Annotated in this window: 20 protein-coding genes; 13 read left to right on the top strand and 7 right to left on the bottom strand. The window is 68.2% G+C overall.

The genetic code is table 11. The annotated features are described in order from the left end of the window. Nucleotides 1-4: 4 nt before the first annotated feature. Entirely contained in the window at nucleotides 5-358 is a 354-nt protein-coding gene (locus UK23_RS36550; protein ID WP_045316330.1) for a darcynin family protein, read from the bottom strand. 75 nt (nucleotides 359-433) lie between these two features. Here UK23_RS36550 and UK23_RS36545 point away from each other — a divergent pair, with 75 nt between their 5' ends. Beyond that, nucleotides 434-1330, top strand: coding sequence for a LysR family transcriptional regulator (locus UK23_RS36545; RefSeq protein ID WP_045316329.1), 897 nt, complete (start codon nucleotides 434-436; stop codon nucleotides 1328-1330). Here the strand turns inward: UK23_RS36545 and UK23_RS36540 are convergent. Beyond that, nucleotides 1281-2063: an HAD family hydrolase gene (locus tag UK23_RS36540; RefSeq protein ID WP_045316328.1), complete on the bottom strand. Its 783-nt coding sequence runs from the start codon at nucleotides 2061-2063 to the stop codon at nucleotides 1281-1283. The two genes, UK23_RS36545 and UK23_RS36540, sit on opposite strands and share 50 nt — an antisense overlap. Before the next feature lie 48 nt (nucleotides 2064-2111). Between UK23_RS36540 and UK23_RS36535 the strand changes: the two genes are divergently transcribed. The 3 genes from UK23_RS36535 to UK23_RS36525 are packed head-to-tail and all read left to right on the top strand — an operon-like array spanning nucleotide 2112 to nucleotide 4022. Then, complete coding sequence (locus tag UK23_RS36535) at nucleotides 2112-2639, top strand: TetR/AcrR family transcriptional regulator (protein WP_045316327.1); 528 nt, start codon at nucleotides 2112-2114, stop codon at nucleotides 2637-2639. Then, on the top strand, nucleotides 2639-3118 hold the full coding sequence (locus UK23_RS54210) for a pyridoxamine 5'-phosphate oxidase family protein (RefSeq protein WP_045316326.1): 480 nt from the start codon (nucleotides 2639-2641) through the stop codon (nucleotides 3116-3118). Before UK23_RS36535 ends, UK23_RS54210 begins: the two co-directional genes overlap by 1 nt. Further along, entirely contained in the window at nucleotides 3102-4022 is a 921-nt protein-coding gene (locus UK23_RS36525; RefSeq protein WP_156213653.1) for an SDR family oxidoreductase, read from the top strand. Before UK23_RS54210 ends, UK23_RS36525 begins: the two co-directional genes overlap by 17 nt. On the opposite strand, the gene UK23_RS36520 is transcribed toward UK23_RS36525, so the two are convergent. Beyond that, nucleotides 4019-4675, bottom strand: coding sequence for a response regulator (locus tag UK23_RS36520; RefSeq protein WP_045316325.1), 657 nt, complete (start codon nucleotides 4673-4675; stop codon nucleotides 4019-4021). The two genes, UK23_RS36525 and UK23_RS36520, sit on opposite strands and share 4 nt — an antisense overlap. A gap of 9 nt (nucleotides 4676-4684) precedes the next feature. Next, on the bottom strand, nucleotides 4685-5860 hold the full coding sequence (locus UK23_RS36515; RefSeq protein WP_330770535.1) for a sensor histidine kinase: 1176 nt from the start codon (nucleotides 5858-5860) through the stop codon (nucleotides 4685-4687). Nucleotides 5861-5977: 117 nt separating this feature from the next. Between UK23_RS36515 and UK23_RS36510 the strand changes: the two genes are divergently transcribed. Next, entirely contained in the window at nucleotides 5978-6649 is a 672-nt protein-coding gene (locus tag UK23_RS36510; protein WP_045316324.1) for a hypothetical protein, read from the top strand. After that, nucleotides 6646-7014: a GntR family transcriptional regulator gene (locus tag UK23_RS36505; RefSeq protein WP_045316323.1), complete on the top strand. Its 369-nt coding sequence runs from the start codon at nucleotides 6646-6648 to the stop codon at nucleotides 7012-7014. Before UK23_RS36510 ends, UK23_RS36505 begins: the two co-directional genes overlap by 4 nt. Here the strand turns inward: UK23_RS36505 and UK23_RS36500 are convergent. Beyond that, nucleotides 6999-7436 (bottom strand): hypothetical protein, encoded by a 438-nt coding sequence (locus tag UK23_RS36500; protein WP_045316322.1) that lies wholly within the window; start codon nucleotides 7434-7436, stop codon nucleotides 6999-7001. The two genes, UK23_RS36505 and UK23_RS36500, sit on opposite strands and share 16 nt — an antisense overlap. Nucleotides 7437-7490: 54 nt before the next feature. Here UK23_RS36500 and UK23_RS36495 point away from each other — a divergent pair, with 54 nt between their 5' ends. The 7 genes from UK23_RS36495 (at nucleotide 7491) to UK23_RS36465 (ending at nucleotide 14379) form a co-directional block, all read left to right on the top strand. Continuing rightward, a complete protein-coding gene (locus tag UK23_RS36495; RefSeq protein WP_045316321.1) occupies nucleotides 7491-8993 on the top strand; it encodes a dynamin family protein in 1503 nt (500 codons plus the stop codon). Beyond that, the gene (grpE, locus tag UK23_RS36490; protein WP_045316320.1) at nucleotides 8990-9355 is read left to right on the top strand and encodes a nucleotide exchange factor GrpE; all 366 of its coding nucleotides are present in this window, start codon (nucleotides 8990-8992) and stop codon (nucleotides 9353-9355) included. Before UK23_RS36495 ends, grpE begins: the two co-directional genes overlap by 4 nt. After that, nucleotides 9352-11172: a dynamin family protein gene (locus UK23_RS36485; protein WP_045316319.1), complete on the top strand. Its 1821-nt coding sequence runs from the start codon at nucleotides 9352-9354 to the stop codon at nucleotides 11170-11172. The genes grpE and UK23_RS36485 overlap by 4 nt, the downstream gene beginning before the upstream one ends. 246 nt (nucleotides 11173-11418) lie before the next feature. Continuing rightward, on the top strand, nucleotides 11419-12027 hold the full coding sequence (locus UK23_RS36480) for a hypothetical protein (protein WP_045316318.1): 609 nt from the start codon (nucleotides 11419-11421) through the stop codon (nucleotides 12025-12027). Then, the gene (locus tag UK23_RS36475; protein ID WP_045316317.1) at nucleotides 12024-12908 is read left to right on the top strand and encodes a CopD family protein; all 885 of its coding nucleotides are present in this window, start codon (nucleotides 12024-12026) and stop codon (nucleotides 12906-12908) included. Before UK23_RS36480 ends, UK23_RS36475 begins: the two co-directional genes overlap by 4 nt. 26 nt (nucleotides 12909-12934) lie before the next feature. After that, nucleotides 12935-13810 carry a cupredoxin domain-containing protein gene (locus tag UK23_RS36470; RefSeq protein ID WP_052685385.1) on the top strand — a complete coding sequence of 292 codons (876 nt, stop codon included), beginning with the start codon at nucleotides 12935-12937 and terminating at the stop codon, nucleotides 13808-13810. Continuing rightward, nucleotides 13810-14379 carry a cupredoxin domain-containing protein gene (locus UK23_RS36465; protein WP_052685384.1) on the top strand — a complete coding sequence of 190 codons (570 nt, stop codon included), beginning with the start codon at nucleotides 13810-13812 and terminating at the stop codon, nucleotides 14377-14379. Before UK23_RS36470 ends, UK23_RS36465 begins: the two co-directional genes overlap by 1 nt. A 43-nt stretch (nucleotides 14380-14422) precedes the next feature. Here the strand turns inward: UK23_RS36465 and UK23_RS50790 are convergent, their stop codons facing one another. Together UK23_RS50790 and UK23_RS36460 are read right to left on the bottom strand one after the other, a co-directional pair. Further along, nucleotides 14423-14593 carry a DUF397 domain-containing protein gene (locus UK23_RS50790; protein WP_330770536.1) on the bottom strand — a complete coding sequence of 57 codons (171 nt, stop codon included), beginning with the start codon at nucleotides 14591-14593 and terminating at the stop codon, nucleotides 14423-14425. Between the two features lie 6 nt (nucleotides 14594-14599). Next, nucleotides 14600-15457 carry a helix-turn-helix domain-containing protein gene (locus UK23_RS36460; RefSeq protein ID WP_045316331.1) on the bottom strand — a complete coding sequence of 286 codons (858 nt, stop codon included), beginning with the start codon at nucleotides 15455-15457 and terminating at the stop codon, nucleotides 14600-14602. Nucleotides 15458-15526: the final 69 nt, after the last annotated feature.

The following is a 15526-nucleotide window of genomic DNA, read 5'->3' as shown; positions in this document are numbered from 1 at the left end:
CCGTCTAGTCGCCGACGGTGGCGAGCGGGTCCACGCCGTAGTTCAGCGCGTACCCGTTCTCCACCCCGACGAGCAGCTCCACCACCTCGAAGTAGGTGTCCCAGAACGGCGTCTCCCGCAACGCCTCCACGAGCAGCTGGTACGACTCGTGGTCGCGCGCCTCCCACATCCAGACGTCGGTCACCTTCGCGCCGTAGAACTCCGTGTCGTAGTACCGAGAGCGCACGCCCTCGATGTCCTTGAGCTTCGGCAGGATCTCGGTCTCGAACGCCCGCATGCGTTCCGGCACCGCCAGCGACAGCCACTTCGGCGTGGTCTTGATCAGCATGAACGCGGTCAACTTGGTCTCGAATGTCATGGCACAGACGCTATGGACCAGCACTTATTTCGCGCCACGCAACTTTGACAAGGCAGAGTTGCGTACGGTGCAAACATGCCGGAACAGCTCGACCTCAACCTTCTGCGCGTGTTCGACGCTCTGCTGCAGGACGGCAGCGTGACTGCGGCGGCCGAGCGGCTGCACCTCTCGATCCCAGCCGCGAGCCGGGCGCTCGCGAGGCTGCGGCGCGCGATGGACGACCCGATCCTCGTGCGTGCCGGCCGGGGCCTCGCGCCCACGCCGTTCGCGCTGCGGATCGCGCCGCGGGTGCGGTCGCTGCTGGACGAGGCTCAGGCGTTGGTCAACGACAAGGACGTCGACGTCGCGGAGTTGCGCCGCACGTTCACCATCCGGGTCGGTGACGGTGTGGTGACGTCGCTGGTCGGGGTAGTGGCGGACCAGGCGCCTCACGTGGTGCTGCGGTTCGTGGCTGAGGGCGACGAGAGCGTCGAGGCGCTGCGGGACGGCTCGGTCGACCTGGATCTCGGCGCCGGCACGGACACGGACTCCGACATCAGGTCGGAGGTGCTGTTCGGCGAACGGATGGTCGGCGTCGTCCGCACCGACCATCCGCTGAAGAAGCCCACGCTCAAGCAACTCTGCAGGTATCCGCACGTCAGCGTCTCCCGCAGAGGGCGCGCGCACGGGCCGTTGGACGTCGCCCTGCAAGCCCGAGGCCTGCAACGTCACGTCGGCGCGGTCGTCCCGTTCAACGCAGCCGCCGCGATGCTGGTCGCCTCGACTGACTACATAGGACTGTTCCCCCAGCGTCTGGCCGAGGAGCATCACCGGGTGCTGCGGTGGTTCCCGATCGACGCCGACCTGCCGGAAGCCGAGGTGCGCATGCACTGGCACGCGCGCCTCGACGCGGACCCGGCCCAGCGCTGGCTTCGGGACATGGTCAGAAGAACCGTGAAAGTGCTTGCGCCGCACCGTCTTCCAGCACGGTAGCGGTCACGGAGTCAGCCGCTGCCTGCACGGTCGCCGGCGCCTGGCCCATCGCGATGCCATGCGCGGCCCACCGCAGCATTTCGACGTCGTTGGTCCCGTCGCCGATCGCGAGGGTGTCCTCGGCCGGAACACCCAGCAGCACGCGCAGCTCCTCCAGCGCCGAGCCCTTCGTGACATCAGGAGGCACCGCGGTCAGCCACGCTTCGGTGTGGTCGACGTGCCACGACACACCCGGCAGCTCCAGCTCGCGGACCGCGAACGCCAGTTCGGCGGCCGTGTGGTCGAGCCAGCGCATGACGAGCCGGGCGGTCGGCACGGCCGCGATCTCGTCGAACGTGGCGGAAGTCGTGACACCCCACAGGTCGTTCGGCAGGAACTCGCCGACGAACAGGCTGCCCACGCCGGTCTGCTCCACCGCGAACACGGCGCCCGGCAGCAAGGCGGAGAGCGTCTTGATCGTCGGACCGGGCTCGAACGTGATGCGCTTGATGATCTCGTCGCGCGCCGGGTCCCACCACACCGCGCCGTTCGAGCACAGCGCCATTGACGCGGGCACCTGAGGCGCGATCGGGGTGGTGCCGATCAGGCTGCGGCCGGTGCAGAGCACGACGTGCGCGCCGTGCTCGGCGGCACGAGCCACAGCAGCCTGAACAGCGGGGGCGATGTCGTGCGAGCCGACGTGGGTCAGGGTTCCGTCGATGTCCAGGGCAACGAGGCGCGGTCTCCAGTTCACGTGACGCCATCCTATGCGAAGGTTAGTGAATTATGGTTCACTAATGATGTGGCGCGGCCGAGAACCATCTCCGACGAACAGATCCTGAACGCCGTTGCGGCGGTCATCGACCGCAAGGGACCGGAGTTCACGGTCGCGGACGTGGCGGCGGAGGCCGGGGTGTCGGTCGGCGCGGTGGCCAAGCGGTTCGGGTCGAAGAGCGGCTTGTTGCAAGCACTCACCAAAGCCGGCACGGAAGAAGTCAAGAGCCGGATGCGCGCAGCGGGCACCGTCAGGGAAGCGCTGCTGACCTGGTTCGACCGGCTCGCCGATCCGGCCACGGCCACGAACAACCTGGCGCAGCTGGGCGTCGACCTCATCGACCCCGAGCTGCGGGCGTTGCTGGCGAGGCACTACGCGGTGCTGGAGGCTGAGCTGGAGGTCCTGTGCGCGGCGGAGGACCTGCCGCCGAACGCCGCGAGAGTGCTGGCGGCGCTGGTGTACGGGATCGCGATGGACTGGTCGATCAGGCCACGCGGAGAGCTCCTGGCACGCATGGAGGAAGACATCGATCTGGTCTTGAAGGGGATGCGCTGATGGCAACCTGGGCCGAGTTCGCGGCCGAACAGCCCGACCTGGCCGCGTTCACGCAGGGCAGGTTCGCGGCGGACCGGCACGCGCTGGTCGCGACCCTGCGCAAGGACGGCTCACCGCGGATCAGCGGGGTGGAACCGGACTTCACGCGCGGCGAGCTGTGGATGGGCATGATGCTCGACTCGCTGAAGTCGCGCGACCTCCGGAGGGACCCGCGGTTCTCGTTGCACTGCAACACGACCACGGCCTCGATGACCGCGGCGGGTGACGCGAAGATCAGCGGGACCGCTGAGTTCTGGACCGAGAAGGACGACTACCTCAAGGACCTGTACGACCGCACCGGGTGGATGCCGGAGGGCGGCGAGCTCGACCTGTACCGGTGCGACGTCACCGAGGTCGTGTCGATCACCGTCGAGGGCGACGAGATGGTGGTCCTGTCCTGGCACGAGGGAAGGGGAATTCGGCGTGTCGCAAAGAAGTGAGCCCGACCTGAGCGGCAAGGTCGCCGTCGTCACCGGTGCCACGAGGGGTGCGGGCCGGGCGATCGCGATCGAGCTGGGCGCGGCCGGCGCGACGGTGTACGCGGCCGGGCGCACGACGCGCACGCAGCAGTCCGAGGTCGGTCGTGCCGAGACGATCGAGGACACCGCGGACCTCGTCACCAAGGCGGGTGGCAAGGGAATCGCCGTCCGCTGCGACTTCACGAGTCCGTCTGATGTGGACAATCTGGCCAAGAAGATCGGCAAGCTCGACATCTTCGTCGACAACGCGTGGGGCGGCGAGAACCTCGTCGAGTGGGGCAGGTTCTGGGAGCACGACCTCGACCGGCAGTTGCACATGTGGCGCAACGGCGTCGAGACGCACCTCGTGGCGTTGCACAAGCTGATGCCGATCCTCATCCAGTCCGACGACGGGCTCGTGGTCGAAGTGACCGACGGCGAGGACGGCGAGGCGTACTTCGTGAACCTCACCTACGACGCCGTGAAGAACACCGTGCGCAGGTTCGGCGAGGTGCTCGCGAAGGACCTGAAGGACTTCCCGAACGTGACCGCACTCGCCGTCACACCGGGGTTCCTGCGGTCGGAGCAGATGCTGGAGACGTTCGGCGTCACCGAGGAAACGTGGCGTGACGCGGTCGAGAAAGTGCCGGACTACGCGATCTCCGAGACACCGCACTACCTCGGCCGCGGCATCGCGCACCTGGCCGCCGACCCCAACCGCAAGAGGTTCGCGGGCCAGTGCCTGTCGTCGTGGAAGCTCAAGCGCGAGTACGACTTCACCGACCTCGACGGCACGCAGCCCGACTGGGGCCGCTGGTGGGACGACGTGGTGAAGCCACGAATCGCCGGCAGGACAGTGGAAGCCGACCCGGCGGACTACCGCTAGGCGTCGCCGGGGCGGACGAGACCGGTCTCGTAGGCCAGCACCACGGCCTGCACCCGGTCTCGCAGCTCCAGCTTCGCGAGGATCCGTCCGACGTGCGTCTTGACCGTCGCCTCCGACAGGAAGAGCTTGCGGGCGATCTCCGTGTTGGACAGGCCCTTCGCGATGAGCACGAGCACCTCGCGCTCGCGTTCGGTCAGCACGTCCAGCACGGTGGCGTCGCGCAGCTCACCGCCGCCGTCGCCGAGGAACCGGCCCAGCAGGCGCTTGGTGACCGACGGCGAGACCACCGCGTCACCCGAGGCCACCGCCCGCAGCGCCGACACCAGGTCGGACGGCGGCGTGTCCTTCAGCAGGAACCCGCTGGCACCGTTGCGCAGTGCGGACAACGCGTACTCGTCCATGTCGAACGTGGTCATGACCAGCACCTTCGCGGTGTCGGCCGCGGCGATCCGCTTGGTCGCCTCCACCCCGTCCAGCACCGGCATGCGGACGTCCATCAGCACGACGTCGGGCCGCAGTTTGTCGGCCATCTGCACCGCGTCGAGACCGTCCGCGGCCTCGCCGACGACGTCGATGTCCTCCTGCGCCCCCAGCACCATGCGGAAGCCCATGCGCATGAGTTCCTGGTCGTCGACCAGCAGCACCCGAATCACTCGATCACCCTATGCGGCTATCGGGAAGCTCGCCCGCACGCGCCAGCCCCCGCCGGGGTTGGGGCCCGCCTCGAACTCGCCACCCAGCACCGCAGCCCTTTCCCTCATGCCGATCAGTCCATTGCCACCGGACACCTTGACCACGTCGTGCGGTGTGCCGAAGCCGTTGTCGATCACTTCCAGCCGGAGCTCCTCCGGCGAACGCGCCAGCCGTACGACAGCGGTCGTGCCCGTGCCGGCGTGCTTGATGGTGTTGGTCAGCGCTTCCTGCACGATCCGGTAGACGCTCAGTCCGACGCCGACGGGCAGGTCGTCCACGTCGCCGGTGATCTCCAACCGGACCGGGACGCCGGCCGCGCGGGTGTTCTCGGCGAGCTCGACCACACCGCGCGCGTCGGGTTGCGGGGCCCACTGCGTCTCGGCGTCCTCGCTGCGCAGCACGCCCAGCAGCCGGCGCATCTCGGTGAGCGCCTGGCGGCCGGTGTCCGCGATCGTGCGGACCGCGTTCTCCGCGACCTCCGGCTGTGACCTGATCGTGTAAGCCGCGCCGTCCGCGTGGACGATCATTACGCTGACCGCGTGCGCGACCACGTCGTGCAGCTCACGGGCGATGCGCGAGCGCTCCTCGCCGACCGCGATCCTGGCCTGCTGGTCGAGTCCGGTCTCGAGCAGCTTGAGCCGTTGTTCCATCTCGCTCTGGTACGCGCGGCGAGCTCCGATGAACTCGCCCATCGCCCAGCTGAAGCCGAAGATCACGAAGACCATGAACACCAGGAACACGGCCTGGAGCTCGCCGATCTGGAAGACCGCCCACAGCAGCGTGCCCGCGAGCAGCCAGCCCGAGTAGATCAACGCCGACTTGCGGCCGATGTACGCGACCAGCGTGTACAGGGCGATGGCCAGCGCGAAGTCCGACATCCGCGCCGGAATGCCGTTCTCGCCGCCGTGCGTGAAGAGCTGCAGGAACGCGCCCGCGAGGATCAGGTAGCTGCTGCCGAGCGGGTGGTAGCGCCGGAACGGCAGCGGCCCGAGCATCAGAAGGGTGACGGCGAGGAACGCCGAGAACGACACCCCGCGCTCGGCCGTCGAGACGGCGAACCCCATGTCGAAGATCAACAACAGACCGGTGATCAGGGAGTCCCCGAACGCCGGGTGAGCCTTCATCCACAGGCTGAACCTCCGCACCCGACAAGGTTAGGTGCGGTTCGAACTTTTGCGCGTCGCGCCACGGAATGACGCAGCGTACGACTTCAGTGTGAGTTATTGTGTCGAGGAGTTGATACAAAGGTCAAGGGGGCACGCATGCTGTACGACGCTCTGTGGGCTGCGGGCGTGGGGCTGTTCCTGCTGCTGGTGCTCTGGCCCACCCGGTCGACCGGCAAGCGGCTGCTGAAGAGCTGGCGGGTGCAGGACCCGACGTCCGCGCAGATCGAGGACGCGATCCGCTACCTGAAGCGGCGGCGGTTCCTCTACCCGTGGATCTTCGTGGGGCTCACGTTCGTACCCCTCGGCAGCGGTCGTGGCGTCGGCTCGTTCGCGGCGATCGTGCTCGGCGGCACGCTGCTCGCCGAGCTGATCGCGACGCAACTGCACCGCGAGGGATCACAGAGGGTGGCGACGCTCACACCGCGCGGCCTGTACGACATCGCCTCCCAGTACGTGCTGATCTCATACGCGGCGATCGTGGCGATCGGGGTCGTCCTGCTGGTCGTGGACCTCCGGATCGGGCAACTGCCGGCGCTCGTCGTGTCGGTTGCAGCGGTGGCCCTGGTCATGTGGGCCGCTGTCGCCCGGCCCGCCGACGGTGACGAGCAGGTCGACCGGGCGTTGCGGACGCGCAGCGTGCACGTGTCGGCCGGCCTCGGTGCGGCTGTGGTCGGTGCGCTGGTCGGAGGTGGCTTCGGCTTGTTCTGCGTGCTCGCGTGGGTAGCGATGGCCAACACGAACTACGTGTCCAAGAAGATCTTCTGGTGACAGCACCCAGAATCGTCGTCGATCTCGAGAACGGAGTCGCGCCCTGGCGCCAGGTCAGGGACCAGCTGGTGCGGTTGATCAGCGGAGGCGTGCTGCCGGTCGGGTCCCGTTTACCGACGATCCGCCAGCTCGCCGCCGACCTCGGGCTCGCCGCGGGAACCGTCGCGCGGGCGTACCGCGAGCTGGAGACCGAAGGCGTCCTCACGACAGGACGAAGGCAGGGCACCGTGGTGGCTGCCCTGCCTTCGCATGCACCGGACCCGCTCTCCGCCGCCGCGGCGGAGTTCGTCGCCGTAGCTCGGTCGCTCGGCGCCAGCGAGGGGGAGGCGCTGAACGCCGTGCGTGCCCGTTACGGGGCTGAGTAAGGCGACTCGATCTTGGGTGCGGGTCGCGGTTCGCCCACGTGCGCGTGACGCTCTTCGTAGATCCGGTGTTCCTCGGCCATCTGGTCCGCGAGTTGCTGCTGCATCTGGCGATCCCGAATCCTGGCCAGGATCGCCATGGTGACGCCGTGAGCCAGTGCCAGCAGCAACAGCACCACGCCCAGCTTCACGACCACGTTCTTCACCGGGTCACCCGTGTTGATCTCGATGATCGACACCAGTGCCAGCAGCCCGAGCACGACGAGGTGGAACAGGACGGCCGTCAGCTTCATCATGCCGCCGACCTGTTCGTCGTCGTACGCAGCGCGCTTCAGGTATCCCTTGCCGCTGCGGTAGATCAGCTGGCCGTCAACGACGACCAGGACGATCCCCAGCACCAGGAACGTCACGTAGCTGTCACCCATGCGGTGTGGCTACCCGCGCACGCACGCGCACAAACCGTGGCACGATCAGTGCCCGTGACGGCGTTGCAAGGACAACAACTGGCCGGACCGCTGTGCGCGGCCGTGGCCAACTTGTGTGTTGCCTTGCAACCACAGGTTTCGCCGCAGACCGCGGCCGGCTTTCAGGAAGTGTTGCGCCGTTTGCACGCGCCGCTGCAGGTCGCGGTGGCCGGGCGGATCAAGTCGGGCAAGTCGACGCTGGTCAACGCGTTGATCGGACGCCGGGTCGCGCCCACCGACGTCGGCGAGTGCACACGGCTCGTGACGCGGTATCAGTACGGAACCGTCGACCGCATCGAAGTGGTGTTGCGGGACGGACGACGGCAGGTGCTGCCGTTCGACGCGCAGGGCATGATCCCCGCTTCTCTTGGCCTGGAAGGCGTTTCGCACATCGAGGCGTACCTGACGAACGCCGTGTTGCGCGACTTCACCGTCATCGACACCCCGGGGCTCGGCTCGTTGGACGCTGCTTCGGTCGCCCGCACCGAGGAACTGCTGGATCCCGTGTCGCGCAACGCTGTCGCGGGGGCGGAGGCGGTGCTCTACGTCGTGACGCAGGGCGTGCGGGCCGACGATCACTCGACGTTGGCCGCTTTCACCGCCGCGACCGCTTCTCGTGAGGCCGGGCCGGTCAACGCCATCGCCGCGTTGAACAAGGTCGACGCCGTGGCGCCGGAAACCGTCGAGGGCTCGGACGGTGACGTGTGGCGGGCGGCGGAGATCCTGGCGGACAAGCAGGCTCAGCTGCTGAAGCCGCGGGTCGCCGACGTGCTGCCGGTGATCAGCCTGCTCGCCGAGTCCGCCGAGACCGGGGAGTTCACCTCGGCCGACGCGGAGGCGTTGCGGCAGCTGGCGGCGCTGGACACCGACACCCGCACGATGATGCTGATGTCCGGCGATCTCTTCACGTCGTGGGACTGCGAGGTTCCGGCGGGTGTGCGGTCGCGGTTGCTGGAGAAGCTGGACCTGTACGGCATCGGCCGCGCGTTGGCGGCTCTGGACGCTGATCCTGCCCTGGCTGCCGGTGCTCTCCGCCGCGTGCTGTTCGACGCTTCCGGGTTCGCTGCGGTTCGCGGCCGGCTCGACGCGGTGTTCCGGGCTCGGGCCGACGGCATCAAGGCGGCGGCCGCGCTGGCGTCCGTCACGTCGCTGGCCTCGGGAGATCCCGGCGAACGGCAGCGCGTGCACGACGCGATCGAGGTGCTGCTCGCTCGGCCAGAGGCTCACCAGCTGCGGCTCCTGGAGGCGTTGACGCTGGTGTCGTCCGGCGCGGTGACGCTGGCGCCGGACCTGACCGAGGAGGTGCTGCGCGTCGGCAGCACCCCGGACGTGCCTGCTCGGCTCGGTCTGGCCGGGCGGCCTCTGCCAGAGCTGGTCGCATATTCGCTGGAACGCGCCGGGTGGTGGCGTTCGTTCGCCTCGTTCGGGGCGACGCCGGCGCAGGCTCGGGTGGCGCACGTCGTCCACCGGGCGTATTTCCTCATCTGGCAGCAACTACGTGCTGGGGGGCACCGATGAGCGGGAACGGAACCGATCCGGCCGATGTGGCGTCGGACGACGGTGTGGAGACCATTGCCGACGAGCTGCTCGACCAGGCGCTGGCCGAACGCCGCGCGCTGGTCGGGCTGTGCCTGTACGCGCTGGACCGCGCCAGCTCGGGTGTGGTCGAGCGGATCGAGGAAGGCCTGTCGACCATAGGGGTCGTCGCCATCCGCGCCGATGGTGAGCGGTTCGACCCGTCGTTGCACGAGGCCGGTGGCACCGTGCCGACGGATGATCTGGCGTTGCAGGGCTTGGTCGCGGAGACCGAGGTGCCTGGTTTTTGCGACCGCGGCCGTTTGCTGCGGGCTCCGATCGTGACGGTCTACACGGCCCGATGAGCACACTTCCGCAGACCGTCCGCCAGACGCGCGAACGCCTCACCTCTCTCGTACGCGAGCTCGACCCCGTGCTCGCGGACTGGGTGACTCGTCGTGCGGCTCCCGAGGTGTCGTCGGTCGTGATCGTCGGCGAGACGAACCGCGGCAAGTCCTCCCTGGTGAACGCTCTGCTGTCCACTCCAGGCCTCTCCCCGGTGGACGCGGACGTCGCCACGTCGACCTACTTGGTGTTCCAGCACGGCTCGGCGTGGGCCTCGCGCGCCTGCTACCCCGGCCTGCTCGCGCCGGTGACGTTCCCGCTGCCCGCCCTGATCAACTGGGTCTCGGCCGCGCACGACCTGCCTCCCGGCGAGCTCCCGCCGCGCTACGTCGAGGTCGATGCGCCGATCCCGTTGCTGGAACGCATGTCCGTTGTGGACACTCCCGGCGTCGGCGGCCTCGAGTCCGTGCACGGCGAACTGGCTCTGGAAGCCGTCACGTCCGCCACCGCCCTGGTCTTCGTCGTGGACGCCTCGTCGCCGTTCACCCGCGGCGAGCTGGACTTCCTGAAGCGCGTCGGCGACCGCGTGGAGACCGTCGTGTTCGCCCTGACCAAGACCGACCAGTACCGGGGCTGGCGCCAGGTCCTCGACGCGGACATCGCCCTGCTGGCCGAACACGCCCCGCGCTTCGCCGACGCCGTCTTCTACCCGGTGTCCTCGCGCATGTTCGAGATGGCCTCGCAGGCCCCGAACCCGGACGCCGCCGCCATGCTCCGCGAACGCTCCGGCATCGCCGCTCTGCAGACTTCCTTGCAGGAACTGGTGACCGGTCGCGCCGGCATGCTCGCCGAGGCCAACGCCCTGCGCGCTCTCTCGACAGTGCTGGACGAGCTGGCGGTCCGCCTCGAACAAGACAAGCGCGCTCTGTCCGTGGGGGAAGACGAAGCTGTTCTGCTGCGCGCCCGCCGTGAGGAACTGCAAACCGAACGCCGCTCCTCCACCCGTGGCTGGCAGGTCCGTCTCCGCGGCGAAATCCAACGCGCCCGCGTCGAGAACTCCCACGAGATCTCCCGCCAGATGCGCGACCTGCAAACCTGGTACCGCCAGGCCATCGACGCGGCCGACCGCACCGCGCTGGCCTCGTTGCCCCAGCAGGTCGACACGGGCTTGCAGGTCGTCTCGGGCCGAATCTCGACCGCCCTGTCCGCCCGCCTGTCCCAGCTGACCGACGTGGTCCTGGCCACCCTGTTCTCGCGGGAGGAACTGACCCTGATCCGCGGCCAGTTCGCCCGCGGCGAGCAACCCCCGGTCGTCCTGCGCCCCAAGGAAAAGCGCCCACCCACGGCCGAGGACAAACTCCTGGTCTTCATGGGCGTCTCCGGCGGCCTGGGCGCCGGCAAGCTGGCCGTGATGCCCCTGGCAGGCCTGGGCATCGCCGTCCTGAACCCGATCGTCCTCCCGGTGACCATCGCCCTGGGCCTGGGCGCGGGCTGGTGGATGGCTCGCACCCGAACCCACACCGCCGAAAAGCAGCACGTCAAACAATGGCTCTCGGACGCCATCGCCGACGCTCGCTCCACAGTGGACCAACTGGCCGCCGAACAGCTCATCGAAGCCGAGCAGGCCTTGTCGCTGGCGCTGGACGAAGCCCTCGCCAAGCGCATCGAGGCCATCGAGGCGGAACTGCGCGAGGTCGACAAGGCGCTGCGCATGGAAGCGGGCGAGCGGGGCCGCGAACTGCAGTCCGTGACCCGCCGGCTGGCCGAGGTGGAGCAGGGCCGCGCCAAGGCCGAGGAGCTGCTGGGCCGGATCCGTTCGGTCCGCGACCGGGCGTAAGGTCGAAAAGGACTCAACGAGCGGCTTGTCTGACGGTTACGGGCTTCTGTTCAACTTATTTGTCGCACTTATTGAACTTAATCGAGCAGTGCTCATTTTGCCTGTTCAGGGCATTTTTGTCGGGGCAACTTAATTCGACGTTGCCGGGTGCGCACGGCTTGCGACAAATTCAGTGCGAAAGATAGTTCACCGTTGTGTCACCGAACGGGAATCGCCGGTGATCAGCCAACTGCTTCGCTGCACTATATGAAGTTGCAGCGAGACCAGGTGGTGGCGGCGACCCTGGTGGGCACCGTGGTCGTCGTGCTCGGGTTCGCGTCGGGCATCGGTCGTGTCCCTCAGGCGCAGAACTCCATCAGCCAGCCGGAACAGCACTCCCACACACCCACCCCGTCGCCCGTCGAGCAACCACACCAACCGGCCAACCACGTCGCACAGCCGGTGGCGCACAACCCCGCGCCGGTCGCGCATCAGCCGGAGGGACCGCACGTTCCGGCGCCGGAGCATCCGCACCACACGATGCCTCCTACTACGACGAAGCCGCCGGCAACGACTCCGACAACGCCTCCCACAACCGAGCCGGGCAAGCCCTGCGACGTCGGCGCGATCACCACACTGCTGCGCGAACTGCGACTGCTGCCGCAACTCGACGAGCTGCCGGTCGTGCACGAGCTGCCGACCGGCACGAGGAAGGCCGCCGGTCAACCGTCCTTTGTGGAGCTTCCGCTGCTCGGTGACCCCACGAAGCTGCTCGGCGACACCACCAAGTTGCTCGACGACCTGCTCGGCACGACCTGCTCGCTCGTCGTGGACGAGAAGACCAACCAGGTCACGGCCCTGCTGGACACACCATGACCGAGGCGGCGAAGTCGTGGCTGCTGTTCGCCAGGTCGTTCGACTACCTCGGCACGACTCTCTTCATCGGCGGGACGGCGTTCATCGCGTTCCTGTGGCCCGACGGCGCGGACACCGCACGGGCCAGGCGCCTGATCGCGTTCGGCTGGCTGTGCGGCTTCGCCGGCACGATCACGAGCCTCGCCCTCGACGCCGCCTGGGTCGCGGGCCGCCCGCCGTCCGCCGCGTTCGACTGGTCCGTGCTGACAGCGTTGTTCGACGCGCCGTTCGGCCGGGTGTGGTTCGCCCGCACGTTGCTGTGGCTGCTCGCACTGGTCGTGCTCGCCGACCTGATCCGGCGCGGCGCGAGGGCCGCGAAGTCGATGGCGTGGCGCGTCGGAGCGGGTGCGGTGGCTCTCGGAGTGTTGCGCACCAACGGGATGACCGGCCACGTCCTCGACCTGCCCGGCTGGGGACAGGCGGTCGTGCTCGTGCACCTGCTGGTGGTCTGCCTGTGGGTCGGCGGGCTGATGATGCTGCTGCTCGCGGTGCTGCCCGCCCGTGATCGGGACGTGCTCGCCGCGGTGCTGCCGCGCTACTCGCGGCTCGCGATGGTCTCCGTCGCGGTGCTCACGGCGGCGGGCGCGGTGCTCGCGTGGAGGCTCGTCGGTTCGTTGAACGCGTTGCTGCACACCGGATACGGGCAACTCCTCCTGACCAAGCTGGCGCTCTTCGCGGCGCTGCTGGTTCTCGGGTTCGCGAGCAAGACCTGGGTGGACCGGCGGTTGCACGTCGCCGCGACCACCCGAGGGCTCGCACTCTCGGTCACCGCAGAGGCGGTTCTCGCCGTCGTCGTGCTGGGTGTGGCCGCCTTCCTCGTCACGACCGGTCCCGGTCGCTGACCCTGCCAGTGGAAAGGAAGTCCGCAGTGGACAAAGGAAACCGGTTCGCCGTGCTGGTCGCGGCACTGGGCATCGCCGGAACAGCGCTGTGCCTGAGCCTGGTGAGCCCGGGCCAGGCAGCTCCGGTCGGCGTGGATCTCGCCGCACAACAGGGCGAGGCCGCGCCGGCGGCCCAGCAGTCGACCGCGGTCGAGATCATGGGCTACTCGTTCCAGCCGGCCACGTTGACGATCAACGCCGGTGACACGGTCGTCTGGACGAACCACGACACCGCGCCGCACAACGTGGTCGGGACGAACGGGCCGGAGAAGTTCACCTCGCCGACCCTCCAGCAGGGCCAGACCTACAGCTACACCTTCACCAAGCCGGGCACGTACTCGTACTACTGCTCGATCCACCCGGACATGAAGGCCTCGGTCACGGTCAACGGCAGCACGCCGCCGACCACGACCACGACAACCGCGCCGCCGACGACGACGCCACCCACCACCACGACAACTCCTCCGACCGGTCACCCGACCACGCATCCCACTCCGACGACGCAGCCGACGCCCGGAACGCCGACCTGCGTCACGAAGGAAGCGCTCGCTCCCTTCATCGCGCACGTCAAGGCGGCTCACCTGGAAACGTCGCCGTTGCAGCAGGCGCAGGACGCGCTGGCGTTCGACAACTACATCAAGGCGCACACGGTGCTGATCGAGCAGATGCTCGATCCGGCGTTGAAGTCCTCGTTGCCGGCTGACGTGCTGGCGCCGTTCATCGCGCACGTGAAGGCGGCTCACCTGGAGACCTCACCGCTGCAGCAGGTGCAGGACGCGCTGAACTTCGACAACTACCTCAAGGCGCACACCGTGCTGATCGAGCAGATGCTCGACCCGGCCTTCAACCAGGCGATCTGCTGATGAAACGCGGCCTGGCCGGCGTTGTCCTGGCCGCGTTCGCCGTGCTGACCTTCGCCGTCAGCACGGCGTCCGCCGCCACGACCCATCAGATTCCGATCGCGCGGTACTCGTACGTGCCGGCCACGATGACGGTGAACGTGGGCGACGTCGTCACGTGGACGAACCAGGACCAGGCGTCGCACGACGTCGCCGGTGGCACCTTCCACTCGCCGATGCTCGCCCAGGGACAGTCGTGGAGCTTCACGTTCACCCAACCGGGCACGTTCGACTACATCTGCTCCGTGCACCCCGACATGCGGGCGTCGATCGTCGTGCGCGCCGCCGAGACGACGGTGCCGGCCGCACCCGTGCCGCAACCAGTCGTCCAGGAACCCGCGGCACCGGCGGCGACCACGGCGACGACCACGGCCGTCACGGCGACGACCAGTGCGGTTCCGGCCGTCGCCGCGCCCGCACCGTCGGCACCGACGTCCCCGGCACTGCCGGGCATGCTCCTCCTCGCGGGACTGGTCGCCGCCGTCACCACGCTGTGCCTGCTGCTGATCGGCTCGCGTCCGGACCGCGCCTAGGTCATCGCGTGCACTGCCAGGGCGATCGTAAGAGCGATCGGACTCACCGCATCTGTTGCGCCACCGTGCTCAAGAAGGTCAGCCAAGCACCTCGTGACACGTCGAATCGAGGTCCATCAGGGTTCTTGGAGTCGCGGATCCCGACGACGTCGTGGAACCGCACTTCCACACAACTACCGCTGTCGCCAGAGCTGTAGCTGCTCTTGATCCACACGGTCAACTACGAGCTCCTTGCGAGAAAGTCCAGCAACGCCGTTCTTGTGTCCTTCAGGTTCCAGGCGAGATCGGCGACCTGCTCGAAGCGCTTCCGCATGAGTTCCGTCTGGGACGGTTGATCGTAATAGATCGGCGCACCGTACAGCGGGGATAGAAACGCGATGGGTTCGGACGTGTCGAAGTCCAGCGTCACCATCCCGCCGCCCAGCAACGGGTTGTTGTGCGCGTGCAGGCTGACGATCCGGATGTTCAGCGCCGGGTGCTGTTCCATCAGCTGGAGCAGGTGCAGCACCTGCTCCCTCATCACCGACTCGCTGCCCACCACGTGCAGAAGGCTGTCCTCGGTGAAGACGACGTCGATTCGTGCTGCCTTGCCCGCGGAGAGCACCTGTTGCTGAAGCTGCAAGCGGAACGCGATCCGCTCGGCCGTTTCCTCGTCCGGCCGGACAGAGCCGCCGGCGCGGTGGATGCCTTCGACGTAGCCGGGCGACTGGACGAGCCCCGGGATCACTCCGCACTCGTACCAGCTGATGTGCCGCGCCGCCGCCAGCAGGTCCATGAACCGCACGTAGGAGTCCGGCAACGAATCGACATAGCCGAGCCGCGGCTGCCTGCGCCTGCTCGCCATCCCGAGGGCGAGCACCGAGTCGCGTTCCTCGGGCGTCACGTCGTAGAAGTCGAGCAACCGGGAGAGCTCGGCCACCCCCAGCGCACCCTTGCCGTTCTCCACCTGGCTGAGCCTGCCCGCGCTGCGACCGATCAGATCGGCGGCTTCCTGCTGTGACTTGCCGGCGGCCAGCCTGAGGCGTTGCAGCGTGAGCCCGAGCTGGAGGCGTTCCACGGTCTGTCTCGCCTGACCCACGTGGCTGCCTCCCTTCATACGCTTAGGCGAGCGACTTTAGCCTCACGTAAGGCTAAAGTTAAGTCCATA

It is taken from the genome of Lentzea aerocolonigenes (genome assembly GCF_000955955.1).
In the GTDB taxonomy this organism is placed as follows: Bacteria; Actinomycetota; Actinomycetes; order Mycobacteriales; family Pseudonocardiaceae; genus Lentzea; species Lentzea aerocolonigenes_A.
Note: the sequence above shows the minus strand (reverse complement) of the source record. Positions and strands in the feature narration are given on the sequence as shown.